The 24,624-nt window shown below is 56.4% G+C and carries 21 protein-coding genes; 13 read left to right on the top strand and 8 right to left on the bottom strand.

Translation table 11 applies throughout. From position 1 onward, the window contains the following. Positions 1-61: 61 nt before the first annotated feature. Positions 62-1,114 (bottom strand): response regulator, encoded by a 1,053-nt coding sequence (locus AO726_RS13215; protein ID WP_058068529.1) that lies wholly within the window; start codon positions 1,112-1,114, stop codon positions 62-64. Continuing rightward, the gene (locus tag AO726_RS20990) at positions 1,111-4,059 is read right to left on the bottom strand and encodes an MHYT domain-containing protein (protein WP_082629128.1); all 2,949 of its coding nucleotides are present in this window, start codon (positions 4,057-4,059) and stop codon (positions 1,111-1,113) included. The genes AO726_RS13215 and AO726_RS20990 overlap by 4 nt, the downstream gene beginning before the upstream one ends. 372 nt (positions 4,060-4,431) lie before the next feature. Here AO726_RS20990 and AO726_RS13225 point away from each other — a divergent pair, with 372 nt between their 5' ends. The 12 genes from AO726_RS13225 (at position 4,432) to AO726_RS13280 (ending at position 18,272) form a co-directional block, all read left to right on the top strand. Next, positions 4,432-5,703 (top strand): NAD(P)/FAD-dependent oxidoreductase, encoded by a 1,272-nt coding sequence (locus AO726_RS13225; protein WP_058068530.1) that lies wholly within the window; start codon positions 4,432-4,434, stop codon positions 5,701-5,703. Positions 5,704-5,714: 11 nt separating this feature from the next. Further along, entirely contained in the window at positions 5,715-6,425 is a 711-nt protein-coding gene (locus AO726_RS13230) for a thiosulfate oxidation carrier protein SoxY (RefSeq protein ID WP_058068531.1), read from the top strand. A gap of 210 nt (positions 6,426-6,635) precedes the next feature. Further along, the gene (exaC, locus tag AO726_RS13235; RefSeq protein WP_058068532.1) at positions 6,636-8,156 is read left to right on the top strand and encodes an acetaldehyde dehydrogenase ExaC; all 1,521 of its coding nucleotides are present in this window, start codon (positions 6,636-6,638) and stop codon (positions 8,154-8,156) included. A gap of 724 nt (positions 8,157-8,880) precedes the next feature. After that, complete coding sequence (pqqA, locus tag AO726_RS20995; protein ID WP_003253598.1) at positions 8,881-8,952, top strand: pyrroloquinoline quinone precursor peptide PqqA; 72 nt, start codon at positions 8,881-8,883, stop codon at positions 8,950-8,952. A 47-nt stretch (positions 8,953-8,999) separates the two neighbouring features. Beyond that, positions 9,000-9,914, top strand: coding sequence for a pyrroloquinoline quinone biosynthesis protein PqqB (gene pqqB / locus AO726_RS13245; protein WP_058068534.1), 915 nt, complete (start codon positions 9,000-9,002; stop codon positions 9,912-9,914). Between the two features lie 9 nt (positions 9,915-9,923). After that, positions 9,924-10,676, top strand: a complete 753-nt coding sequence (gene pqqC / locus AO726_RS13250) for a pyrroloquinoline-quinone synthase PqqC (RefSeq protein ID WP_058068535.1) — start codon at positions 9,924-9,926, stop codon at positions 10,674-10,676. Continuing rightward, the gene (pqqD, locus tag AO726_RS13255) at positions 10,673-10,951 is read left to right on the top strand and encodes a pyrroloquinoline quinone biosynthesis peptide chaperone PqqD (protein WP_058068536.1); all 279 of its coding nucleotides are present in this window, start codon (positions 10,673-10,675) and stop codon (positions 10,949-10,951) included. Before pqqC ends, pqqD begins: the two co-directional genes overlap by 4 nt. Further along, positions 10,923-12,077: a pyrroloquinoline quinone biosynthesis protein PqqE gene (gene pqqE / locus AO726_RS13260; RefSeq protein ID WP_058068537.1), complete on the top strand. Its 1,155-nt coding sequence runs from the start codon at positions 10,923-10,925 to the stop codon at positions 12,075-12,077. Before pqqD ends, pqqE begins: the two co-directional genes overlap by 29 nt. Beyond that, on the top strand, positions 12,074-13,954 hold the full coding sequence (locus AO726_RS13265; RefSeq protein WP_058068538.1) for an alpha/beta hydrolase family protein: 1,881 nt from the start codon (positions 12,074-12,076) through the stop codon (positions 13,952-13,954). The genes pqqE and AO726_RS13265 overlap by 4 nt, the downstream gene beginning before the upstream one ends. Before the next feature lie 108 nt (positions 13,955-14,062). Beyond that, complete coding sequence (gene ercA, locus AO726_RS13270) at positions 14,063-15,226, top strand: alcohol dehydrogenase-like regulatory protein ErcA (protein ID WP_058068539.1); 1,164 nt, start codon at positions 14,063-14,065, stop codon at positions 15,224-15,226. After that, positions 15,210-16,961, top strand: a complete 1,752-nt coding sequence (locus tag AO726_RS13275) for a PAS domain-containing hybrid sensor histidine kinase/response regulator (protein WP_058068540.1) — start codon at positions 15,210-15,212, stop codon at positions 16,959-16,961. Before ercA ends, AO726_RS13275 begins: the two co-directional genes overlap by 17 nt. Before the next feature lie 288 nt (positions 16,962-17,249). Continuing rightward, positions 17,250-18,272 carry a DUF3472 domain-containing protein gene (locus tag AO726_RS13280; RefSeq protein WP_152987288.1) on the top strand — a complete coding sequence of 341 codons (1,023 nt, stop codon included), beginning with the start codon at positions 17,250-17,252 and terminating at the stop codon, positions 18,270-18,272. A gap of 70 nt (positions 18,273-18,342) precedes the next feature. Here the strand turns inward: AO726_RS13280 and AO726_RS13285 are convergent, their stop codons facing one another. Then, complete coding sequence (locus AO726_RS13285; RefSeq protein ID WP_058068542.1) at positions 18,343-18,888, bottom strand: DUF3087 family protein; 546 nt, start codon at positions 18,886-18,888, stop codon at positions 18,343-18,345. 127 nt (positions 18,889-19,015) lie between these two features. Here AO726_RS13285 and AO726_RS13290 point away from each other — a divergent pair, with 127 nt between their 5' ends. Then, positions 19,016-19,612 carry a COG3904 family protein gene (locus tag AO726_RS13290; protein WP_058068543.1) on the top strand — a complete coding sequence of 199 codons (597 nt, stop codon included), beginning with the start codon at positions 19,016-19,018 and terminating at the stop codon, positions 19,610-19,612. Positions 19,613-19,628: 16 nt separating this feature from the next. Here AO726_RS13290 and AO726_RS13295 read toward each other — a convergent pair whose 3' ends face one another. From AO726_RS13295 to AO726_RS13315, 5 genes are all read right to left on the bottom strand, one after another. After that, entirely contained in the window at positions 19,629-20,114 is a 486-nt protein-coding gene (locus AO726_RS13295; protein ID WP_058068544.1) for an SRPBCC family protein, read from the bottom strand. A gap of 112 nt (positions 20,115-20,226) precedes the next feature. Next, the gene (locus AO726_RS13300) at positions 20,227-20,571 is read right to left on the bottom strand and encodes a YdbL family protein (RefSeq protein ID WP_058068545.1); all 345 of its coding nucleotides are present in this window, start codon (positions 20,569-20,571) and stop codon (positions 20,227-20,229) included. 11 nt (positions 20,572-20,582) lie between these two features. Further along, positions 20,583-20,774: a YnbE family lipoprotein gene (locus AO726_RS13305; RefSeq protein WP_058068546.1), complete on the bottom strand. Its 192-nt coding sequence runs from the start codon at positions 20,772-20,774 to the stop codon at positions 20,583-20,585. A gap of 26 nt (positions 20,775-20,800) precedes the next feature. Beyond that, entirely contained in the window at positions 20,801-23,413 is a 2,613-nt protein-coding gene (locus tag AO726_RS13310) for an intermembrane phospholipid transport protein YdbH family protein (RefSeq protein WP_058068547.1), read from the bottom strand. Between the two features lie 104 nt (positions 23,414-23,517). Further along, complete coding sequence (locus AO726_RS13315; protein WP_058068548.1) at positions 23,518-24,582, bottom strand: AbrB family transcriptional regulator; 1,065 nt, start codon at positions 24,580-24,582, stop codon at positions 23,518-23,520. Positions 24,583-24,624 lie beyond the last annotated feature (42 nt).

The following is a 24,624-nucleotide window of genomic DNA, read 5'->3' on the forward strand; positions in this document are numbered from 1 at the left end:
CAAGTCTAGGGCGGAATGAATGCGCGTGCGGATTTCGCAGCAGCAAGCGATAAGCGGATGCTCAGGCGAAGTTGGTGTTGACGCGTATCGATTCCGAATTGATGGCGGACGGTGGGTCGATGCTGTCAGCCCAGCGTTGCTGTACTTTGAGAATCTCGGGCAGACATTTGATGAAGACCTCCACGAGATTGGGGTCAAAGTGTTTGCCGCTTTGGTTCTTGATCAGGTCAAGTGCCTCATCGACTGACCAGGCGCGTTTATAAGGTCGCACGCTGGTGAGGGCGTCATATACGTCGGCCAACGCAACAATGCGTGCTACATGGGGGATCTGCTCTCCGGCAAGTCCGTGTGGGTAACCGCTGCCATCCCACTTTTCGTGGTGGTACAAGGCAATAGTCGCAGCCGTTTGCAGGAGTCCCTTGCTGTGCTCGCCGATAATTTTTGCACCTATAACGGGGTGCTGGCTCATCACTGCCCATTCCTCAGGCGTCAGCTTTCCGGGCTTTTGCAAAATGGCATCGGGAATACCGATCTTGCCGACATCGTGCATAGGCGCGGCGTGCAGCAACTCCTCGGCAGCGTGTTCACAATAGCCGCAAGCCAGCGCGAGGATTTTGCTGAAGTGGCTCATGCGGATGACATGCAAGCCTGTTTCATTATCTTTGTACTCGGCAGCTGCCCCGAGACACTGGACGATTTGCAGGCGGGTGTTGATCACCTCCTGCGTGCTCACCAGTGACAGATGAGTGCGCACGCGCGCCAGTACAATCGATGGGTTGAAGGGCTTGCTGATGTAGTCCACAGCACCGATTTCCAGGCCCATTTCTTCGTTGCTGGATTCGGACAGGGCGGTGACAAAAATTACCGGAACATTGGCTGTTACTGGGTCCGCCTTGAGTTGCCTGCACACGTCATAGCCGGACATACCGGGCATCATGATGTCCAGCAGAATCAGGTCAGGCAGATCCTTCTGTACGAGTTCGAGTGCTGTTTTGCCGTCTTTGGCGAACAGCAGGCGATAGTCTTTTTGCAGGGTGTGCCGCAGTACCTGGAGGTTGGCAGATTCGTCGTCTACCAGCAGCAGGGTGGGTTTGGAGTCTTTGGCGTTATTCATTTCTGACTGGTCGGGGCTGAAGACAGCAGTTGCTTAAGCAAGCTGTGGGCCTGCTCAAATTCAAAGGAGTCGACTGCACTGCGCAATGCGCAGGCCTGACTGATGTGTTGGGCTGCCTCCAACTCGTAGCAGACGTGTTCGAGTAACTCATCTTCTAGTTCGTTGTGGGTGAGATAGTCCATTAGCTCACTGATTTTTTGATGCAGGTCCTGGTTAATTTCGAAAACCGGCGTCGAGTGAGGCTCAGCCACTTTGACGTTCGGCTCTGTTGAAGCAACTGCAAGCCTGGCCTGTTCGAGCTGTTCAGCCAGATCAGGCAGCAGGAGGATGGCTTCGGCCTTCTGCCCCTCTTGCAAAAGCTTCTCAAGACGGATGGCCAGTGCAGCAATGCGCGGCATGGAGAGCGTGCCTGCAGCACCGCGAATGCCGTGCAGGCTGAACAGCAGCTCTTCCAGATGTTCCGGGTGATTGGAGTCAAGTTGTAGCGGGTACTTTTCGTGCACAGTCTGCAAGAACTGATGAATGGCAGACTCAAGGCGTGCGCGATTACCCCAGCGGCGTGTGCCGTTGACCCAGTCGATCAGTTCATCTGAATGGCAGAGCTCGCTGGTTTCCATGTCATCAAAACCTTCCCCGGAAAGATTAAGCACACGGGCGATCTCACCGAACAGTTGTGGCACATCCAGAGGTTTGACTGCAAAGCCGTCCATGCCGGCTTTTTCAGCTGCGCGCTGGTCTTCGAGCATGACGCTTGCGGTCAGCGCAATGACTGGCGTGTGTGGCCGCTGGTGGCTGCGTTCGTAAGTCCGGATCAGGCGAGTAGCCTGCAAGCCGTCCGTGCCGGGCATGTGCATGTCCATCAGAACGACATCAACTGGGTTGTCACAGAAGAGTTTGTAGGCCTGTTCGCCGTCGTGGGCCATGATCACCTGGTGGTGATTGCCTTCGAGGGTGAGCGCCAGCAGTTCGAGGTTTTGCGGAACATCATCGGCGATCAGAATACGCAGCGGTGGCAGCTGTACGTGTTTCTTACTGTGGGATTTGGCGGGCTCCTGGCCAATCGGCAGTGGCAGCCAGACGTGGAAGGTGCTGCCTTTGCCCAACTGGCTGTCAACTTCAATACGTCCGTTCATTAAATCCACCAACTGGCGGGCAATGGTGGTGCCCAGGCCGGTACCGCCAAAGCGGCGACTGATGGAGGCATCCGCCTGGGTGAACGGGGCAAATATCGACTCGATTTGTGCGGCAGTCATACCAATGCCACTGTCGCGGACCATGATGTGGACGTTGTTGTCTTCGTGGCGGAAGATCATTTCAACGCCACCTTTTTCGGTGAATTTGATCGCGTTGCCCACCAAATTGGTGAGAATTTGCAGCAGGCGCAGCGGATCGCCCTTGTAGTACTCGGGCATATCAGGCTGGAAGTCTGTGGTCAGGGTCAGGTTACGCGGTTGCGCACTTGGCCACAGAGAGGACTCGATCTGCAGCGCCAGCCCTTTGAGGGAGAAGTCGGTTTGCTCCAGCTCAAGGCGACCTTTCTCCATTTTGGTGGTGTCGAGAATGTCGTTGATCAGACCCAGCAAAGTCCGTGATGACTGGCGGATGTTGTTCAGGTGCTTGCGCTGAGTCGGGTTCGGGTCGTTTTGCAGCAGCAGTTCGGTAAAACCGATGATGGAGTTCATCGGGGTGCGGATTTCATGGCTCATGTTGGCCAGGAAGGTGCTCTTGGCAGCAGCTGCCTGTTCCGCGCGCTCGGCAGTTTCCCGCAGTGAGGCTTCCAGCGCATGGCGCTCACTGATATCAGTCACGAAGCCTACGAACAGCAGCTCGCCGGGCAAGTCCATACGGCCTACCGCCAGGCGCATCGGCATCAAGCTGCGGTCCTTGCGCAGACCAATCACTTCGCGGCCGACGCCGATGATCTTGGGCATGCCTGAGTTGTGGTAGTTCTGCAAGTAAGTGTCATGTTGGGACTGATCAGGCTCGGGCATCAGCATCTTGATGTTGCGGCCCAGCACCTCTTCCGCCTTCCAGCCGAACAGGCGCTCTGCGGATTTGTTAAAGCCCTGGATCAGCCCTTTGCTATCAATGGTGATGATGCCATCCACCGCTGTATCAAGTGTGGCACGCAGGCGGGATTTACTGCCCTCGATTTTGTTACGCAGTTCACGTGAGTGGATCAGGCTGTTGAGTGCGGCAACCATCAGCGTTGCGGTAATCGCAAATGAAGAGAGAGCAAGTGCAGCAACCGTACTGTTGAGGACCAGCAGGCCATCAACTTCCTGGTCTTGGGAGCCGCTGAAGCGTACGGCGGCCATGCCCATGTAATGCATGCCAGCGATCGCCAGGCCCATTACGACACCACTGACAATGAAGCGCACGCTCGGATTGGACAGAGTGGAGCGCAGGCGGTAGCGAATCCACAGGGAAATGATGGCCAGGCCGATTGCAACGAACACCGAGAGAACGAACGTGGTTGGCTCGTACTGCATGACCAGATTGGTCTTCATCGCAGCCATACCGGTGTAGTGCATCAGGCCAATACCCAGGCCGATGAGCGTGCCGCTGGTAACCAGATTCCAGGTGCTGGGGCTGGGACGACTCAGCAGGCGCAGCGCCAACCATGAAGTAAGGCACGCCGGCACGATGGACAACACCGTAAGTGCAGGCATGTAGTGCACATGGCTTGGGATGCGATAGGCGAGCATGCCGATGAAGTGCATGCTCCACACGCCGCCACCGAGCGCCAGTGCGCCGGCGATAAGGCATACGTTTCGGTAGAAAAAGCTTTCAGTACGGCGGGCAATGTGCGCGGTGAGCAACGCCATCGTGGTCGAAAAAGTCGAGACCACCAGAGAGAGCAGAACTAATCCCGGTACATGTTTGCCCTGAAAGTATGCGTTAGGCAGGGATGTGTCGATGAAGAAACTGGCTAATGTCTCCATCCGGAGCATCCTTATCAGCAGATTAAAAAGAGTAATTGCGTGCCCTGCTGTCCATGTCCGGGCGAGTGACTGTGTCTTTCCATTCCTTAAATGAGACGATAGTTCTCCTAGGTTTGCGGATAATAAACAAGCATAAAGTTATGTGATATGCATTCAATTATTGAGGGCTTTTAGCATTTTTAGTGATTTAGGTGGCTTGACGCTGCCTGTGTCGGTCGGTAAGCCCATTTCTTGATGGGGCCATTCGTCAGTTCGTGGTTATCAGTGGCTTAAACTCATTCTTTCGAACTAATTTTTCGGTCCTAAGGTTTAATTCTCCCGCCCCCTGACTTGCTTCAGCGTGAGCCCCTAACGCAATGTCGGGGTTGATCGATGCAAGGCATATCTCGCAGACACCTGCTGGCCGGGCTGGGGCTTTTACCCTGGCTGCTTTCGGGGTGTCTCGGATCATCGGTAAAGCGGGCGAGGGTAGTCGTAGTCGGCGGCGGTTTCGCCGGAGCGACTGCGGCTCGCTACCTCAAACGACAGGCACCTGCATTAGATGTGGTGCTGATTGAGCCAAAACAGGACTACTTCACCTGTCCTTTCAGCAACCACGTGATTGCCGGACTTCAAGCGCCTGACAGTATTCGTCAGGATTATCAGGCGCTGGTCGGACAAGACATCTCGCATATTCGCGAAAGTGTGCTCGTCATAGACCGCGACAAGCGGCGCCTGCATCTGAGTGATGGCCAGCAGTTGGGCTATGACCGACTTCTGCTGGCGACCGGCATCAGCATGAACTGGCAGGCCGTTGACGGTTACAGTCAGAACGCCGCCGCCATAATTCCCCATGCTTGGCAGGCGGGCGAGCAGACGTTGCTGTTGCGTAAGCAACTGCGGGCGATGGAGGACGGTGGGCTGGTGATTATCAGCGTGCCGGATAATCCTTATCGCTGCCCGCCGGGGCCTTATGAACGGGCCAGCCTGATTGCTCACTATCTCAGCTTGCACAAACCGCGCAGCAAGGTGCTGATACTCGACAGTAAGGACAATTTCTCCAAGCAGGCGCTGTTCCAGCAAAGCTGGCAGCAGTCTGCCGGGCGTGTTGAGTGGCTTGGTCGTGCCGATGGCGGGCACGTCGTTACAGTGGATGCAGGTCGACGCGAGTTGATAACCGAGTTTGGTCAGCGCCATAAGGCGGCGGTCATTAACTTCATTCCGCCACAGATGGCTACTCCAATCGCCCAAACAGCAGGCCTTACCGACCGTACGGGGTGGGTGCCGATTCTGGCCGACACATTTCAGACGCAAGCCGATCCTCACATTTATGCAGCGGGCGACTGTACGATCGCCGCGCCTATGCCCAAGTCGGCCTATAGCGCCAATGCCCAGGCGAAGTTGGCGGTTGCCGCAATTCTGGCTGATCTGGCCGGGCGTGAAGCGCCGCCAACAGCCCTGCGCAATACCTGCTATAGCGCACTGACGCCCGAGGGTTCTGTCTCAATCGCGGCGAACTATGAGGTGCAGCAACAGCGCCTTATCGAAATGCCCGGCAGCCTTACGCTTAGCCCGCTGGATGGCTCTGCGGCACTGCGCCGGCAAGAGGCCGATATGGCGCGGGCTTGGTACGCCAGCATATGTGCGGACGCTTGGGGCGTATGAGCAGGTGGTTGATGGCACTGCTGATGGTAGTGCCGCTTGCCGTGTGGGCTAGGGCTGCTGATGAACTAGTGGAGCAATGGTTGGGTGACCAACTGGCTCAGGACCATGGCCTTACATTGGAAGTCGCGCCTTGGGTAGAAGACGGTGCATTTGTGCCACTGGATATCAGCCTCAGTGGCGCTCAAGCGCCGGTTTCCATACTCCTGTTACGCAGCCAGGAAGATGAACCCCGGATTGCCTCTGTCGAGGTGCGGCGTTGGGCAGAGCCGCTGCGTCTGTCGACGCGGATCAGGCTGCCGCAAACACAGTCGGTGATTGTGCTCGCCCGTGATGGGCGAGGGCGCGTGTGGCGCTCGCAACAAGTCGTCGAAGTGTTGTCCAGCAGTTGCCTGACACCGCAGCCTGCAACCTTGCCGGCAAACTTTGGGCAGATACAGGTTTGGGCAGACGGTGACCAGGCCCTTGAGCTGCGCACACTGTTTCGCCATCCCATGGAAACAGGACGCCGCCCCAATCAAGCGGGGGGGCTAATACCACGTCATTTGCCTGTGTTGTTTGAAGTGGCCGGTTCCGAGGGGGGGCTGATGCGGGTCGAACCTTTTGAGGGGCTCTCGGTCAACCCTTACTGGCGCTTGTTGCTGCCGTATCGAAAGCAGGCGCTGGATCTTCGTTGGGTTGATGCGGACGGTAGACAGTTCAACGCCGAGCTGGCGGTGGACTAGGCTTTCTTTCCACGGACCTGAGTAAGTCTTACGGGCTTAAGTCGTGTAGACATGACCCCTTCGCCAGTAGCAGGCTCAGGCTCTACTACCAAATAACGAGAGGTTTTGTGCCATGGGCGCATACCTGCGCCTGAGGGGCCTTTCTAAGATCAAGTCATGCCCAGCTCACGCTTTTGAGAGCAGGCTCACTAACAAAAAGAGGTTTTCACAATGATCTACGCCAAACCAGGTGAACAAGGCGCGCTGCTCACTCTCAAGCCGCGTTATGGCAACTACATCAATGGCGAATTCGTTGCGCCGGTAAACGGCAGCTACTTCACCAACACCAGCCCGGTTGATGGTTCGGTCATCGGTGAATTCCCGCGTTCCAGCCGTGAAGACATCGACCTGGCACTGGATGCTGCCCACGCAGCCGCTGATGCCTGGGGCCGCACTGCCGTACAAGAGCGCTCCCACATCCTGCTGAAGATTGCTGATCGCATCGAGCAGAACCTGGAGCTGCTGGCCGTTACTGAAACCTGGGACAATGGTAAGCCGGTTCGTGAAACCCTGAACGCTGACATCCCACTGGCTGCTGATCACTTCCGTTACTTCGCGGGCTGCATCCGTGCTCAGGAAGGCTCCACTGCCGAAATCAACGACACCACAGCTGCTTATCACTTCCACGAGCCGCTGGGCGTTGTGGGTCAGGTGATCCCATGGAACTTCCCGCTGCTGATGGCAGCGTGGAAACTGGCTCCGGCCCTGGCTGCCGGTAACGCCATCGTGCTGAAGCCAGCTGAGCAAACTCCGCTGGGCATCACCGTGCTGATGGAGCTGATCGGTGACCTGCTGCCGAAGGGTGTGCTGAACATCGTTCAGGGCTTTGGTCGCGAAGCGGGTGAAGCACTGGCTACCAGCAAGCGCATCGCCAAAATCGCTTTCACCGGTTCTACCCCGGTTGGCTCGCACATCATGAAGTGCGCTGCTGAAAACATCATTCCGTCGACCGTAGAGCTGGGCGGCAAGTCGCCAAACATCTTCTTCGAAGACATCATGCGCGCTGAGCCTGAGTTCATCGAAAAAGCGGCTGAGGGTCTGGTTCTGGCCTTCTTCAATCAGGGCGAAATCTGCACCTGCCCGTCCCGTGCACTGGTTCAGGAGTCCATCTTCGAACCGTTCATGAACGAAGTGATGAAGAAGATCAAACAGATCAAGCGCGGCAACCCGCTGGACACCGACACCATGGTCGGCGCTCAGGCGAGCCAGCAGCAGTTCGACAAGATCATGTCTTACTTCGAAGTTGCTCAGCAGGAAGGTGCCGAGCTGCTCACCGGCGGTGGCGCAGAGAAACTGGAAGGCAACCTGGCAACCGGTTACTACATCCAGCCGACCCTGCTCAAGGGCCACAACAAAATGCGTATCTTCCAGGAAGAAATCTTCGGCCCGGTGGTCAGCGTTGCCACCTTTAAGGACGAAGCCGAAGCCCTGGAAATCGCCAACGACACTGAGTTCGGTCTGGGCGCTGGCGTGTGGACCCGCGACATCAACCGCGCGTACCGCATGGGCCGTGGCATCAAGGCCGGTCGTGTATGGACCAACTGCTACCACCTGTATCCGGCGCACGCAGCGTTCGGCGGCTACAAGAAGTCCGGTGTTGGCCGCGAAACCCACAAGATGATGCTCGACCACTATCAGCAAACCAAAAACCTGCTGATCAGCTACGACATCAACCCACTGGGCTTCTTCTGATCCGTGTGAAATCTGGCGCATTGGCTCCATGCGCCAGCCCCCACCTGCAACTCGCCATTTGGTGAGTGTGCTGACTGCCCGAATGGCGGTTCGGGCAGTGTTTCAGCAACGCAACGCGGCCTCGGCCGCGTTTTTTATTGGCTGGAGTAAAGGGCTCTGAATATTTGCCGGTGAGCTGGCGAATGGCGTCAGGGCTTGAGAAAGGGTTTCGCCCTTTTCGGGCGAGTTACTTTTGTTTAGCGACAAAAGTAACCAAAAGCGCCTGCCCCGGCATCCGGCCCTACGCTTCGCTTCGGGTGCGTGCGCGAAATCACCGTTCCAGAGGCCCGCCTCGAAGGGCCGTCCATGGCCCATCGAGGCTTTCGCAGCATCCTTGCTGCTCAACCTCTTCCACGGCAATTTCGCACACCCTCCTGAAGGGGCGTCTGGCGGTGTTCTTACTATTGGTGATTTGTCACTGGGATATGAGTTTTTCAGGCCCTGCAGATCGTCCGCAGGGTAGGGTGTATAAGGCCGCAGGCTTATACACCGAAGCGGCAAGACAGGCCCCGAATTATATTGATGCCCTTTACAAAAATATCCCCTTACAAAACCCCTTTATTTTCAATTCCTTCCTACCAATGCCAGCAAAAACTACTCCCAAAGTACCATTTGGCGTAGGTCCGTCTCGGCGCTTAATGGGACAGCCGGAATTCGCCGGTATTGATAACAAGAGGACCGCGCCATGTGGACTAAACCCGCGTTTACCGACCTGCGTATTGGCTTCGAAGTAACCATGTACTTCGCCAATCGTTGATCTGTCTTGCCCCGGCTTGCCGGGGCATTCTCATTTGGACATCTGCCATGTTTATCCAGATTCTCGGCTCCGCCGCGGGCGGAGGCTTTCCGCAGTGGAACTGCAACTGCCGTAACTGCGCCGGTGTGCGTAATGGCACTGTCCGTGCACAGCCACGTACCCAGTCTTCGATTGCCCTGAGCGACAACGGAGTGGACTGGATTCTGTGCAACGCTTCACCTGATATCCGCGTTCAGATCGAATCCTTCCCGCCGCTCAATCCAGCTCGCCGCCTGCGTGATACGGCAATTGCCGGGATCATCCTGCTGGACAGCCAGATCGACCACACCACGGGCCTTTTGACCCTGCGTGAAGGCTGCCCGCATCAAGTCTGGTGTACCGAGATGGTGCATCAGGATCTGACCACCGGCTTCCCGCTGTTCAATATGCTCAGCCACTGGAATGGCGGCCTGAAGCACAACTTGATTGAACTGGATGGCGTGCCGTTCAGCATCCCGGCCTGCCCGAATCTGAGTATCACTGCGATCCCGCTGCTGAGCAGCGCGCCGCCGTATTCACCGCACCGGGGCAATCCGCATCCGGGCGATAACATCGGCCTGTTTGTTGAAGACCGCCGCACCGGCGCCACTTTGTTCTATGCACCGGGCCTTGGTCAGGTCGATGAGCAACTGCTGAGCTGGATGCGCCGCGCTGACTGCCTGCTGGTGGACGGCACGCTGTGGCGTGATGACGAAATGATCGTCACCGAGGTCGGCGACAAGCTTGGCAGCACCATGGGTCACCTGCCGCAAAGCGGTCCCGGCGGCATGCTTGAAGTGCTGGAAGGTTTGCCTGCCGAGCAGAAGATCCTCATCCATATCAACAACACCAACCCCATCCTGGACCTGGACTCCGCTGAACGCGCCGAACTGAACGCGCGTGGTATCGAAGTCGCCTGGGACGGCATGAGCATCGAATTGTAAGGAGCCGCCATGAGCAAAACGCCCATGACGCCTGCGGAATTTGAGCAGGCTCTGCGCGCCAAGGGCGCGTACTACCACATTCATCATCCGTTTCATCAGGCGATGTACAGCGGTAAGTCCACCCGTGAACAGATTCAGGGCTGGGTCGCCAACCGCTTTTATTACCAACTGAATATTCCGCTCAAAGACGCCGCGATCATGGCCAACTGTCCGGATCGGGATACCCGCCGCCAGTGGTTGCAGCGCATCCTTGATCACGACGGTAAAGAGGGCAATGAGGGCGGTATCGAAGCTTGGCTGCGTTTGGGTGAGGCGGTTGGCCTTAAGCGTGAGCAGATTCTGTCGCAGGAGATGGTACTGCCCGGCGTGCGCTTTGCAGTGGATGCTTACGTCAACTTTGCCCGCCGCGCCAGCTGGCAGGAAGCAGCGAGTAGCTCGCTGACTGAGCTGTTCGCCCCGCAGATTCACCAGTCGCGCCTGGACAGCTGGCCGCAGCATTACCCGTGGATTGAAGCCGAAGGCTATGCCTACTTCCGTTCGCGCCTGACTCAGGCCCGCCGCGATGTTGAGCACGGCTTGCGCATTACCCTTGAGCACTACAACACGTGGGAATCCCAGCAGCGCATGCTGGAGATTCTGCAGTTCAAGTTGGACATTCTGTGGAGCATGCTCGATGCCATGAGCATGGCCTACGAGCTGGAGCGCCCGCCGTATCACACCGTTACCAATGAGCCTGTCTGGCACCGGGGAATTGCACTATGACTGCGCAGGTTTTACAGCAGGTGCCGAAGCTACGCCGGGGCTTTCGCTTTCAGTGGGAGCCGGCCCAGCAATGCCACGTGCTGCTGTACCCCGAAGGCATGATCAAGCTCAACGACAGCGCCGGGGAAATCCTCAAACAGATTGATGGCAGCACCTCTGTTGCAGAGATTATTGATCGTCTGCAAGGGCAGTTCCCGGATGTACCGGGCATCGACGAAGACATCCTCGCCTTTATGGAGGTCGCCAATGCTCAGTTCTGGATCGAGCTGCACTAAGCCCGAGCACAAGCCGGGGCCGCCGATGTGGCTGCTGGCCGAGTTGACTTACCGCTGCCCGCTGCAGTGCCCGTATTGCTCCAACCCGCTGGATTTCGCCCAGCAGGGCAGCGAGCTAAGCACGGCCGAGTGGATTGAGGTGTTTCGTCAGGCGCGTGAGCTAGGTGCTGCGCAGCTGGGCTTTTCCGGCGGCGAGCCTTTGGTGCGGCAAGACCTGGCCGAGCTGATCAAGGCGGCTCGTGATCTGGGCTATTACACCAACCTGATCACCTCCGGCATCGGCCTGACCGAAGAGCGCATCGCCAGCTTTAGCGAAGCCGGGCTGGATCATATCCAGATCAGCTTTCAGGCCGCCGATGAGGAGGTGAATAACCTGCTGGCTGGCTCGAAGAAAGCCTTTGGGCAGAAGTTGGCCATGGCTCGTGCGGTGAAGAAGCACGGTTACCCGATGGTGCTGAACTTCGTCACCCACCGGCACAACATCGACAACATCGACCGGATCATCGAGCTGTGCCTAGAGCTGGAGGCGGATTTCGTCGAGTTGGCCACCTGTCAGTTCTACGGCTGGGCTGAACTCAACCGAGCCGGCCTGTTGCCGACCAAAACCCAGTTGGACCGAGCCGAGGCGATCACTCAGCAATGGCGGGAGAAGCTGGAAGCGCAGAAGCATCCGTGCAAGCTGATCTTTGTCACCCCGGATTATTACGAGGAACGCCCCAAGGCTTGCATGAATGGCTGGGGCAATCTGTTTCTCGATATCACCCCAGACGGCACCGCGTTGCCATGCCACAGCGCACGCCAGTTGCCGGTGCAGTTCCCCAATGTGCGGGAGCACAGCATTGCCCATATCTGGCAGGAGTCGTTCGGTTTTAATCGCTTTCGCGGCTATGACTGGATGCCTGAACCGTGCCGTTCGTGTGATGAAAAGGAACGGGATTTCGGTGGCTGCCGTTGTCAGGCATTTATGCTGACCGGGGATGCCAGTAATGCCGATCCGGTGTGCAGCAAGTCGGCACATCACGACATCATCCTTCAGGCGCGGCGTGAGGCCGAAGAGGCTCCCGGTTCATTGCAGAGTCTGCAATTCCGTAACGAGAAAGCATCGAAGCTGATCTGTAAGGCATGACAGCAGGTAAGAAGCAGACTGCGCCATACGGCCATTGGCTAAGCGACTGGAGCAGTGCCGATGCAGCCAGCGCCAGCCGCGATTTTGCCGAGCTGCGGGCGGGGTTGGGCGGGCTGGTGTGGTCGTTGTTTGATCCGGCAGACGCCAGCACCCGGCTTTGGCACTGGACGCCGCAACAGTTGGTTTGTCTGACGCCTGATCCATACTCGGTGCGCAGTCGTGTTTACGAATATGGTGGCGGCGCGTTTTGCCTGGCTGATGATGGTCTGGCCTGGGTGTGTGAGGCCGACCAGCAAATCTACTGGCAGAGCATGGATGGGGCCATCTGCCCGCTGACACAGCGTCCTGCGTGCCGCTATGGTGATCTGGTTTATGACCCGTTTCGCCGGGCCGTTCTGGCTGTTGAGGAATCCCGCGAAGACGACGCGGTGATCCATCGGCTGGTTGCCATCAGCCGCATTGATTGCCAGCGTGCTGTAGTGGCACAAGGCGCGGATTTCTATGCGGCACCGACCTTGAGTGGTGATGGTCAGCGTTTGGCCTGGATCGAGTGGTGCCGGCCTTATCAGCCATGGTTAGCGACACGTTTGTACGTTGCTCAGTGGCAGGCTGAAGGCTGCTGGGCAGCGCCAGTGCTGGTGGCCGGGAAGGGTGATGATGAGTCGATCCAGCAACCTGCATTTGATGCACAGCAGCGGATGCTGGCGCTCAGCGACAAGAACGGTTACTGGCAGCCATGGCGCGAGACTCAGGCCGGCAGCAATGTGCTGGAACCATTGAACAGCCGGGCGACGGATCATGCAGGTGCGCCATGGCAATTGGGGGCGCGCAACTATCAGGTACTCGAGCGTAGCCTACTGCTCAGTGGCTTTGATGCAGGTTTTCTCTGGCTAGCAGAGCGTGAGCCGGAGAGTGGGCGTGAGCACCGGCTGGCCAATGAATACAGCCGTTTTCGTCAGTTGGCAGCAGACGACCGATATTTCTATGCGATAGCTGCCAGCCCTACAACGGGTAGCGAAGTGCTGGCGATTGACCGAGCTAGCCATGAGGTAAAGGTGTTGGCTTCAGTCGGTTGCAATCTACCGGCCGAAGAAGTCTCGCAACCGCAGCGCATGCTGTACTTGAGCGGAACGGGTGAGAGCAGCCACGGTTTTTTCTATGCGCCGAATAACAGTGGCTACCAAGCGCCGGAAGGGGAAAGGCCTCCGCTGGTGATCTTCCTCCATGGCGGGCCAACCTCAGCCTGTTATCCGGTGTTTGATCCGCGTATTCAGTTCTGGACCCAGCGTGGCTTTGCGGTGGCGGACATCAACTATCGCGGCAGCAGTGGCTTTGGCCGGGCATACCGGCTGCGTCTGCAAGGCTGCTGGGGACAAGTGGATGTTGAAGACGCACAAGCTGCTGTCCGCCATTTGGCACAGGCCGGGCTGATCGATCCGCAGCGGGCGTTTATCCGCGGTGGTAGTGCAGGTGGCTACACAGCGCTATGCGCGTTGGCATTTACCGAGGCGTTTTGTGGTGGCGCGAGCTTGTATGGCGTCAGTGACCCGTTGAGTCTGCGGCGGGTGACGCACAAATTCGAGGCAGACTATCTGGACTGGCTGATCGGTGACCCTGAACGTGATGCTGCACGTTATCAGGCTCGCACTCCGCTGCTGCATGCGGCGTCTATTTCTGTCCCGGTGATTTTCTTTCAGGGCGCGCTGGATGCGGTGGTGCTACCTGAGCAGACTGCGCAGATGGTCACTGAGCTGAAACGCCAAGGCGTGGAAGTGGCCTGCCATGTTTATGCTCAGGAGCGACATGGGTTTCGTCAGGCAGAAAACCTTGCAGCGGCACTCGCGGCCGAGTTGGCCTTCTACCAGCGTCTGTTATGAGCTTTTAAAGGTGCAAATCGTCAGGCACTGGCCTTATGCAATTGCATAAAGTTACAAATTGAGTAGGCTTGCGGCACTTAATACATAACAACAAAAATAGGCCGTAGTATGAGCCAGCACCTCACCTCGTTACGCAAATTCGTATCGCCTGAAATTATTTTTGGCGCAGGATGCCGCCACAACGTCGCCAATTACGTCAGTAATTTTGGTGCACGTAAGGTACTGTTGGTATCTGATCCTGGCGTAGTCGCAGCTGGTTGGGTCGCTGATATCGAAGCCAGCCTGCAAGCGCAGGGCATCGAATACTGTCTCTATACAGAAGTTTCCCCAAACCCCCGCGTTGAAGAGGTTATGCATGGCGCTGAGCTCTATCGCGCCAATAACTGCAATGGCATTGTCGCCATTGGCGGGGGCAGTCCAATGGACTGTGCCAAAGGCATCGGCATCGTCGTTGCCCACGGGCGCAGTATTCTTGAGTTTGAAGGGGTGGACACGATCCGCGTGCCCAGTCCGCCGCTGATCCTGATCCCGACCACCGCCGGTACTTCTGCAGATGTGTCGCAGTTTGTGATCATCTCTAATCAGCAAGAGCGCATGAAGTTCTCTATCGTCAGCAAGGCCGTGGTGCCGGACGTCTCGCTGATCGACCCGGAAACCACCCTGAGCATGGACCCGTTTCTCTCTGCCTGTACCGGCATTGACGCACTGGTCCACGCTATTGAAGCATTCGTTTCCACCGGCAGCGGTCCGCTGACGGATACCCATGCGCTCGAAGCTATGCGCCTGATCAACGGCAATTTGGTGCAGATGATCGCCAATCCTCACGATATTGCGCTGCGTGAAAAGATCATGCTCGGCAGCATGCAGGCTGGTCTGGCATTTTCCAACGCGATTCTCGGGGCTGTGCATGCGATGTCACATAGCCTCGGCGGCTTCCTCGATTTACCCCATGGCATGTGCAACGCGGCGTTGGTTGAGCATGTGGTGGCATTCAACTACAGCGCTGCGCCTGAGCGCTTCCGCATGGTTGCTGAAACCCTGGGCATCGATGGTCGTGGGCTTAATCACAACGAAATCCGCCAGCGTCTTGTCCAGCACCTGATTGATTTCAAACACTCAGTCGGCTTCAACGAAACGCTCAAGTTGCATGGCGTTTCCATGTCGGACATTCCGTTCCTGTCGCGTCATGCCATGGAAGATCCGTGCATTTTGACTAACCCCCGTGAGTCAACTCAAAAGGACGTTGAGGTCGTGTATGCCGAGGCACTCTGACCCCTCAAACACCAGGCAGAACGAAGCGCTGGCCGGTTTGCTCGGCCTGAGTAGCAACTCCTCACGCAAGAGTCATTACCCCGAGTTGCTGGCACGTCTGGGAGAGTTGGAAACAGAGCGTAACCGCTACAAATGGCTGTTCGAGCATGCTGTACATGGCATTTTTCAGGCCAATTTGCAGGATGGTCTGCTGGCTGCAAACCCAGCGCTGGCGCGTATGCTTGGCTACGAAGACCCGCAAGAGGTGCTGTGGTCCATGAGCGGGCTGGCAAAGTACTTGTTCGTCGGCGGCGCGCGGGAGCTGAAAAGCATCCGCGACATATTGCTGCGTGAGCCTGGCCTGTTTGGATACGAGACCCAGCTGCGCCGGCGTGATGGCAGCGTCATCGATGTGCTGATGAACCTGCTGATCAAGCCTGATGAAGGCGGTGTGCTCGAAGGCTTTGTCGCCGATATTACCGAGCGTAAGCAGGCCCAGCAGCGCTTGCAGCAGCTAAATGACGAGCTTGAGCAGCGAGTTGCAGTCCGTACCCGAGAGCTGGAGGAGGCGAACCGCAACCTGCTCCAGCAGATTGTCGAGCGCAAGCAGATTGAAAAGGCCCTGCGGGTGGCCCGAGACGCAGCTGAAGAAGCCAATAACAGCAAAGACAAGTATCTGGCTGCCGCCAGTCATGACCTGCTGCAACCGCTCAATGCGGCCCGCTTGCTGATCTCCACGTTGCGCGAGCGTGATCTTCCTGCAAGTGAAAAGAATCTGGTTGAGCGCAGTCATCAGGCCCTTGAAGGGGCTGAAGATCTGTTGACGGATTTGCTGGAAATTTCCCGCCTCGATCAGTCCGCAATCAAGGCCGATATCGATACTTACAGCCTGAATGAGGTATTGGCACCGCTAGCCTCGGAGTTTCAGCCTGTGGCCGAGGCTGCGGGACTGAATTTGCGTGTGCGCAGTAGCAAACTGTATATCCGCACTGATCTGCGTCTGCTCACCCGTATTCTGCGCAACTTCCTCAGCAATGCCTGCCGCTACACGGATGCCGGCGGTATCGTTCTCGGTACGCGAAAGCGTGGGGAGTTTGTTGAGTTGCAGGTTTGGGACAGCGGCCGCGGTATCCCGGAGGATCAGCTCGATGCTGTTTTCCTGGAGTTCAGCCAGCTCAATGTGGAGCGGGCATCTGATCGCAAAGGCGTGGGCCTGGGGCTGGCCATTGTCGATCGCATCGCGCGGATTTTGCAGTGCCCGATCACTGTGCGTTCGCAGGTGGGCAGAGGCTCAATTTTCAGTATTCGGGTGCCGCTGGCTAAGGTCGTTCGCGTCCAGAACACTGCCGCCGTTCGTGCTCCTCTGCCGACTCTTGGTGATCCGCTGCCTGGCCGGCGTTTGCTGGTGCTGGATAACGAGCAAAGCATTTTGCACAGCATGACTGCGTTGTTGGAGCAATGGGGCTGCAAAGTGCTGACCGCGACTGATCTGGCCGGGGCACTGGACGTGCTAAACGGACAGGCCCCAGAGTTGATATTGGCTGACTATCATCTGGATCAGGGCGTTCTGGGCTGCGATGTCATCCATCACTTGAGAGACCATTTCGCCCGTGAAATTCCCGGTGCGATGATCACCGCTGACCGCAGTGATCAATGCCGGCGAATTTTGCAGAGCATGGGTTTGCCACTGCTCAACAAACCGGTCAAACCGGGCAAGCTGAGAGCGGTACTGACGCAGTTGTTGCAGGATACTTAGCTGTCACAGGTTGTTTAATATGCGTGGCTAATTAATTATATTTAAAGCCGTTTTCTTTTTTAATGGCTTTTGTACGGGCTCGTATTTGTTCTAATTTTCATCCGTAAGAAAATCCTCATTCAGCTTGGCTCTTGCCTTGGTGACCATTGTGCTGCTTCGTTTTTTAATTAATAAGCGAACGCAGGCTGAAATATAAAACTAAAAATCATATTTAGCTGCGGTGATTTAAGTTTCAGCAAACCGAAGCTTGGCACTGCACAATGGTTGCAATTTAAACGAGGAGAGTTTGTGAAATTATCAATTGCCCAAATGCTGCTGCCAGGCCTGATGTTGCTGAGTCCTCTGAGTCATGCGGTAGTGGCTGGGGGTATTGTCTCGCTTAGCCATCAATGGCCTAGCGGTGAGGCCTATAGAAAGATGACGTTCTATCAGCAAATTGGCAATGACGGCGGAGTTAAAGCTCATTACTTCTGGGCCAATCAGTTCCACTTCAAAGGTGGCGATGGCGGATATATCGGTTTGCAGAACCGGGGCAATGGTGTCCATGCTTTTAACTATTCAATCTGGAAGGCTAAAGGCTGGAAGGAGGGTAATTGCCGGCATTTCTCACATGAGGGATCAGGCGTTCAGTGTGATATCGAGTATCCATGGAGAGTCGGGCATGTATACAAGTTGCAAGTGGTTAAAGAAGGAAATTTAGTTAAGGGGCTCGTCAATGATCAGATGACAGGTCAAACGAAAGTAATAGGCATTATTGAACTACCGGAAACTTTCGGTGACCTTAATTCGTCATCAGGCTTTGTTGAAGAGTATTCTCAGGGGAATGGGCAGTTTTCTTCCTGCAGCGCTATCGAGGCGCAAAGCTCAACATTCTTCAACCCTGCAGCCGGGGATGGGGTAAGGGCTAAGCAGAGCATTAAGACTTACGGTAACTGCGATGACAACTTTGTGGTCCAGGCTGCCTGTAACAAGAATGCCTGTATTAACAGCATCAATAATTTGGGAACCGTCGCTTCACTTGAGGTGAAACGAGTACATGTTGTTCATAACACGGATCTCGGGGCTCAGGTCATCACCAATAGCCTGAGTGACACCCACGAGGTTGTGGTCCGCCTGGGCAAATCCAGTTGGGCTCCGAACATCCATTTCCCCAGCCCTGCGCAGCATAAATGGAAGTCGATTTTTGTTGATCATCGCGCCAGTAACGAGTCCTTACTCCACGTAAATGGCTCTGTGCTCAGCGTCAATAAGGGCCAGCAGCTGAGCTACATCTCCGATGGCAAGGTGTGGAAAGCCGTAGAGCCGCAATAGTTTCAAACATGAACTTACGCCGGGCTGGTAAAGGGGCGGCCCGGCGTCTTTTTATGGATTCTACGATGAGTCAGCTGCGCTGGGCCGGGATGGCTTTCACTTCATCCAGCCATTGCTGATAAATCGCTGGCTGGTTGATATCCAGATTCATCTCCTCCATCCGTTCCCTGTGCTGATCAATCTCCTTGACCATTTCGCTCAGAGCGCTGGAGTTGCCATCGAGCTGATGCATCTGAGTTACGCCCAAGTGGTAGAAACGCAACAGCTTCATTGCAGTTTCATTCCGCGCACCAACACCAGCTTTGACGTGGTGCATGACATTGGTAATGCGCATCAGGCTGCGTTTCAGGTTCCAGCCGTAGGCTGCCTCCGCCATGAAGGGTTGTTGCCACAGAACAATCCGTACAAAGGCGAAAGTGGCTGCAAGGGCTGCTAGTACCCCGCCCAAGTTCCAGCGAAAGTTGTCGCCGCCTTCGGTTCCGAAAAGCATCACGGCGCTGCTGGACAGCAGCATGGCCAGGGCAATAAAAATGACCGCAATCGTCAAGGTGCTGCGGCGTGTTTGCTGGCGATAGGTTTCAGGGCTGCGGGATTGAATCTGGAAAAGTGCGCTCACGGTGTTCTCACTTGAGCCGAAAAAGGCTGCGAGTTGATATTGCAAACAGTGCAGCAGATTATGCGTGATTACCGCGCTCGCGGTATCGTTGCCATCCTGCTGATTTGCTAAAGGATTTTACTGCCCTATGCGTCGTCTGGTTCTACAACTGTTGCTAGCGGTGGCTGTTGTTTGCGGTTCAAGTGGTGTGATGGCCAAAGTCGAAGTGCAGTCTGGCATGGATAAGACTCGGGGCATGATGCTGCTGGCCAAGGTGTCTGAGGACATCGCGCTGGGGGATTATGAAACCTTACTAAAGGGGATTCGCGAACATCCCGGAAAGTATCAGCGCAAAATCGCCATTCTCGACAGTATTGGCGGCAATGTCGCTGAAGCAATGAAGTTGGGACGGCTGCTGCGGGAAACCGGGTTCGAAACACTGGTGCCTTCAAATGCGGTCTGCCAGGGCAGCTGTGTTTACATCCTGGTTGCTGGGGTGAGTAAGCGTGTACGGGGGCATGTTGGGGTGCACAAACCTTACTATGCCGGCAGCGATTCGATTCATTCTGTTAGCCGCAACGACGGCCCGCGTTACAGCCCAACCACTTACTTCCGTGAAATGGGCATGCCGATGGGCCTGCTTGAGCTGATGCTAAGTACCCAGCCCAGCCGTATGCGGGTACTGACACGGGATGAACTGGTCCGTTACAAGCTAAACCCGGCGAATACGCCTGCGCCCCGCTAGGCTCAGGCGTGATCGTTCAGGAGGCAATAAATTCGTCAATTTGGTTGATTGCGCTGGTTGCGCCTTCAACAACCCCCATATCCAGCACTTGCTGCAGGTCCGCTACGCTGGCATAGGTGCTGTGGAATGTCAGCACAGTCTGTGCGCCACGTTGCTCGAAGCTAAAACGGTTGGTGGAGACGGGCAGGGTTGAGACGGGATTGAGATTCTCGTCTGCAAAGCCGTCTATAAATGTAAAACTGTTGGGCTCGTCGACTTCGGTGATTTCCCAGTAGCCCGCGTGTCTGGCGCCTTCTTGCCCGGTCATGTAGTAGGTGACACGGCCTCCGGGGCTCAAATCATGGTCTACAAACGTTGCCGGGTAGCTGGGTGGGCCCCAGATTTTTTCCAGCTGACGCGGGTCGGCATAGATTTGCCAAAGGCGTTCGCGTGGGGCTGCGAACTCGGCGATAAATGTCAGGGTGTGTGACTCGTTATCGTGGCTTACATGGGTGACTGGCATTGGACGGGCCTCGTAACGGTTGTGCCGATCTCAGCGTGATGACGTTATAAGGTGCAGCAGTCTGTCCTCGTCACTGCTGCACCGCGTCGGGCCTGTAGCGCCAGAATATCCGTTACTTGCGTTGCCATTGACCCTGAATATGGATGTACTGCCCGGCTGGGGTTTTGTCGATGGCCTTTTGTCCGGCAATCGCTTCCACATCGCTGAGTTTGATGCCGTTCTGTGCCGCCAGTTTCTGGTATTCAGCACGGCGCGCATCGTTGATCAGCTTGGCAATATCGGCAGCCTGGCCGCCGGGTTTAACCACGCCCAGATAGCCAGTGGGCATCTCGCCGAGCTGGCCGTTGGCTTTGGCATCGCCTAAGGCCGACATGGCGTCATTAAGGGAGAGGGCGGCCGCCGGTAAACTCAGGGCTAGCAGCAGTGTCAGGCTGGCAAGACGTTGAAAAATGTTCATGCGGGGGCTCCTTAGAACAGTCCACTGGATTCACTGAACACATTGTCCAGCGCTTTATCGACCTTGATATAAATCTCGTGCTCAACCTTCACGTTTAGGTTGATATTTATCGGCTCGTTGGGCATCGCCAACTGCACCGTGGGCGTACAGGCCGTGCTGAGCAGGCCCAGCAGCAAAATGGCCAGATAGTGGTGCAAGCGCATGTCACGTCTCCTTGTCGATAACCCCGTTATTCGGGCGCTGCGGTTTTAGGCTTGTTCTCGGCATTACGTTGCAGCAGGCGCTGTTGCACGCGTTGCTGGATAATTTCGCTGACTTTATCGCTCAGTTGCAGGCTGGCCAGCAAGGTTGGGATGTCCTCCTGCAGATTGATATTGAAGTGAATGGGGCGGCCTTTCTCAATCGCCGGATTTTGTCCTTCGAGGCGAATTCCCAGTGTCAGCTGGCCTTGAGGATCATAGTTGACCTGGCTGTTGAGTGTGCTGAATTGAAAATCTTCCAGTGATTGGGTCACCAGCTGCATAGCCGGATTGCTGCGTCCCAGCTGGCGGATTCGCTCAGAGTCGAATTGCAAGCGGCCGCCGGGTTGGCGGGCTTCCAGGAAGCCTTGTTCAATGCTGAAACCAGCTCTGCTCAGTTGCAGCGGCAAGCGGCCGTCGATGCTGCCGGTACCGGCCAGGCCTTCTGTGGGGTAGAGGGTGAACAGCTGTTCGAGTTGCAGGCCTTTGAGTTCGAACGGGAAGAGCAGGGGGATGCTGGCCAGATCCCATTGATTGGCCGGCAGTGTCAGGTCTCCGCCAATCAGGGCACTGTGAGCTTCTGTCAGTTTCAGGGTGCCTTTGTCTGGTGCCTGTAGAACTGCCTGATAATGCCCACGCAGCTGCAGTGGGCCGAGAGGGACGCCGGGGTTGGCTTGTTCGAGGGTGAGATCGGGCAGCTCCAACTGCAAGGTGCTGGCGTTGATCTGCAGGCTTGGGTTGCCGCTCAAGCCGGTAATCTGGGTGCGGTCATAGACGCCGCTGAGGCCTTTGGCGCTGAAGTTTAAGGTGATGTTTGGGCTGTTTTGCGCGGGCTTCAGGTGCAGTTGCGCCGTGCCTTTCAAGCGTCCGTTATTAAGTTCCAGAAGCGCTGGCCAGGCGGTGAAACTACCTTGTAGCGGGTTGCCAGTACGTAAAAACATTTCGTTGAACTGGGCGTTGAGGCTCAGGCCTTTAGTAAGGCTGTGTTGCAGGCCGACTTTAGCGCTTAGTTGGGCGTCATTACTCAGGGTTCCGGACAGCTCAAAGGCTTGATTGTCGAGCGTGACGGGGCCGCGCCAGGACCAGCGTTGTGGCTTTAATTGCTCGTGCAGCGGTTTTGCCGTGAGTGCTAGCGTACTGCGGGCTTGCCAGGAAATTGGGCCTACTGGCGGAATCTGTCCCTGCAGGGTGAGGTCCGAACCGCTGGCGTCCACCTGCTCGGCCTGCCACTGCCCGTAGCGCAGGCGCTCGGCGCTGAGTTTGGATGTATTAGCCAGATCCATGTGGTACTGCTTCTGGTCCACATAACCGTCCAGCTTTAGTGTCGCTTTGAGGCCTTTGAGGTTTAGATCTTGAAAATCCACAGCGGGGGTGCTGGCGGTCAGGGTGGTATCAACCAGTTGCACAGCCCAAGGCAGGCTGTTGGAGAGGATCAGTGTGCCGTCCAAAACCAAGGGGGACTTACCTTGGACCATGATTTGAGCGCTGACCGGTAACTCGCGTCCAAGCAGCGGTTCAGCAATCTGCGTGGGTGCCTGAACGGGCTGGAGTTTGATTTGCACGGCGTCCGGATGTAGGCCGGCAGGCAGGGATTGGCTAAGTTCGCTGGTGATTTGGCTAAGGGTCAGATTGCTGCTCAGGCTGTCTGCCAGCCACTGACCATCTACTGCCTTGGCAGTTATATCAAGCTGACCCTGAATTTGCCCCAGGGCTGGGATTGGCCAGGGTTGTGGCAGATTGGCGTAGGCGCTGAGGGTCCCAGAGGCTTGCTGCAACGATGCCCAGGCGATCGGCCCGTTTGGCAGCAGCAGGCTGAATTGGGACTCGATCTGAGCACTGTGCGGTGCCTGAGCTATCAGTTGGGCTGAGGTCGGCAGCCATTGTCGTAACCAACTGTGTAGCGTGGCAGCTTGCTGAATATCTGCGTTCACCAGCACATGCCAGAACTGCCCATTGGGCTTGGGTTCCAGGCTGGTGAGCAGGAGCATTTGCGGTTGCTGGTTAATCGCCAGATCCACCTGCAGATGTGGAGCAACGTACACGCCCAGCAGGCGGGCCTTCCACTCTAATTCATCGTTGCCATGCTGCAGGGTAAGTTGAACGCTGAGGTCCAGATTGAGATCAGGCAAGTAGCGTGAGGTATTGGTGACGTTTAATACGCCAGATAGGGTGCAGCGTTGTTCCGCGCAGGGCAGGTCAATATTCAGCTGCGCTATTTGCAGATGAGCAGGTATCAGACTGACGTAGCCTGCTGTTTGTGCCACATTCAGCGCTGTCGACGGTGACTCTCCAGTTGTACTGGACTGGGCAAGTGAGAGGCTAAGCTGCTGGAGCTTGATCCGTCGCACCCAGGGCGCAGGTCGATTGAAGTCTGGCCACTCAATCAGCAGGTCTTGCAGCTGTACGCTGGCCGTTGGGTGAGTAAAGGACAGCTGCTGCAGGCCTATCCCAGCGGAAGAAACGCGAAACCCCTGCCAGTGGAGGTCTTCGATCTGTTGCTGAGTCAGCCAGCGACTCGTTCCGAGCCAAGCGGCCGCACCAAGCAATAACAGCAGCAATAGCACACACACTGAAACGCGCAGCCAGATGCGGCGGCCCTGCATAACACGGATTCCCTTATAGGTGTTACCAGTCTGGCGTAGCACTGCTGACGCCGTGAAGTGGCTTGAGTATACACAGCGCTGAACAGCAGATTTTTACTTAGCGGTTAGCGGGGAGGCTGGCTGAGGCTGAACTTATGCGCGACAAAACGGGTTATGTGTGGGCCCAACAACAGCACGATGATGAAGCGGAACATCTGCGCGGTGATGACAAAGGCCATATCCACCGGGCTGCCCGAAGCAATGATGGCAATGGAGTCGACCCCGCCGGGACTGCTGGCCAAATACGCTGTCAGCGGATCGATATGGAAAACCTGCACTAACACGGCTGCTGGAATCAGGCATAAGGCAATCATGGCCACTAACAGCGCTACGACTTTGACGAACGCATTGGCCGCAGCCTGACGAACTTCGCGGGTGAAGCGTAAGCCAATGCTCCAGCCCAATAACACAAATCCCAGCGCCTGCAGCCAAACAGGTGGGTGAGTGGGCAAAAGCCCGGAGCTGCCTAAGGCGAAACTCAGCACAATGGCATTGATAAAGATATTCGAGGCCTTAGGAGTCAGGCGTGCAAGCAACAGGCTGGCCGCCACCACCAGCAGGGCACCAGCCAATTCGGCCAGGGAACCGATGAAAGCGTTGCTCGCTGCACTTGCTGCTGGTACGCCATCAGCAGAGAAGACTCCCACCGCGAGGGCAGCCACGAACGCTACCATCACCACGCGGGTGTATTGCACAAACGCAACCAGACGCGAATCGGCACCGTGCTGTTCAGACAGAATGATCATCATCGGTGCTGCACCTGGCAGCGAACCCCAGATGCCGGTGGTGCCCGGAAGTACCTGAATGCGGCTGACCAGAACGCCGATGCCCAAGCTGATGATCAGCACCGAAGCGGTGATCCCTGCATACAACCAAGCGGTATTGGCCGTGTGCGGCAGCACATCCAGGGTGATTGAGGCACCAATCAGACAGCCGATGATGGCTTGAGCGAGATTTGACAGCGAAGCCGGCAACTTCAGCTGCCAATCCCGTGTCGTCACGCCAATAGCTGCCAGCATAGCGCCGAGCATGAAGGAAGCTGGAGCACCGATGACTGTCAGAATTACTCCCGCCAGCAACGACACGAAACTGAGTGTCAGCCACTTAAGATAATTTGTTTGATTTAGCATCGGATGTTCCGCAAATGGCCTAAATACGATTTGGAATCCAGC

The organism is Pseudomonas sp. TTU2014-080ASC, assembly GCF_001446935.1.
Classification (GTDB): Bacteria; Pseudomonadota; Gammaproteobacteria; order Pseudomonadales; family Pseudomonadaceae; genus Aquipseudomonas.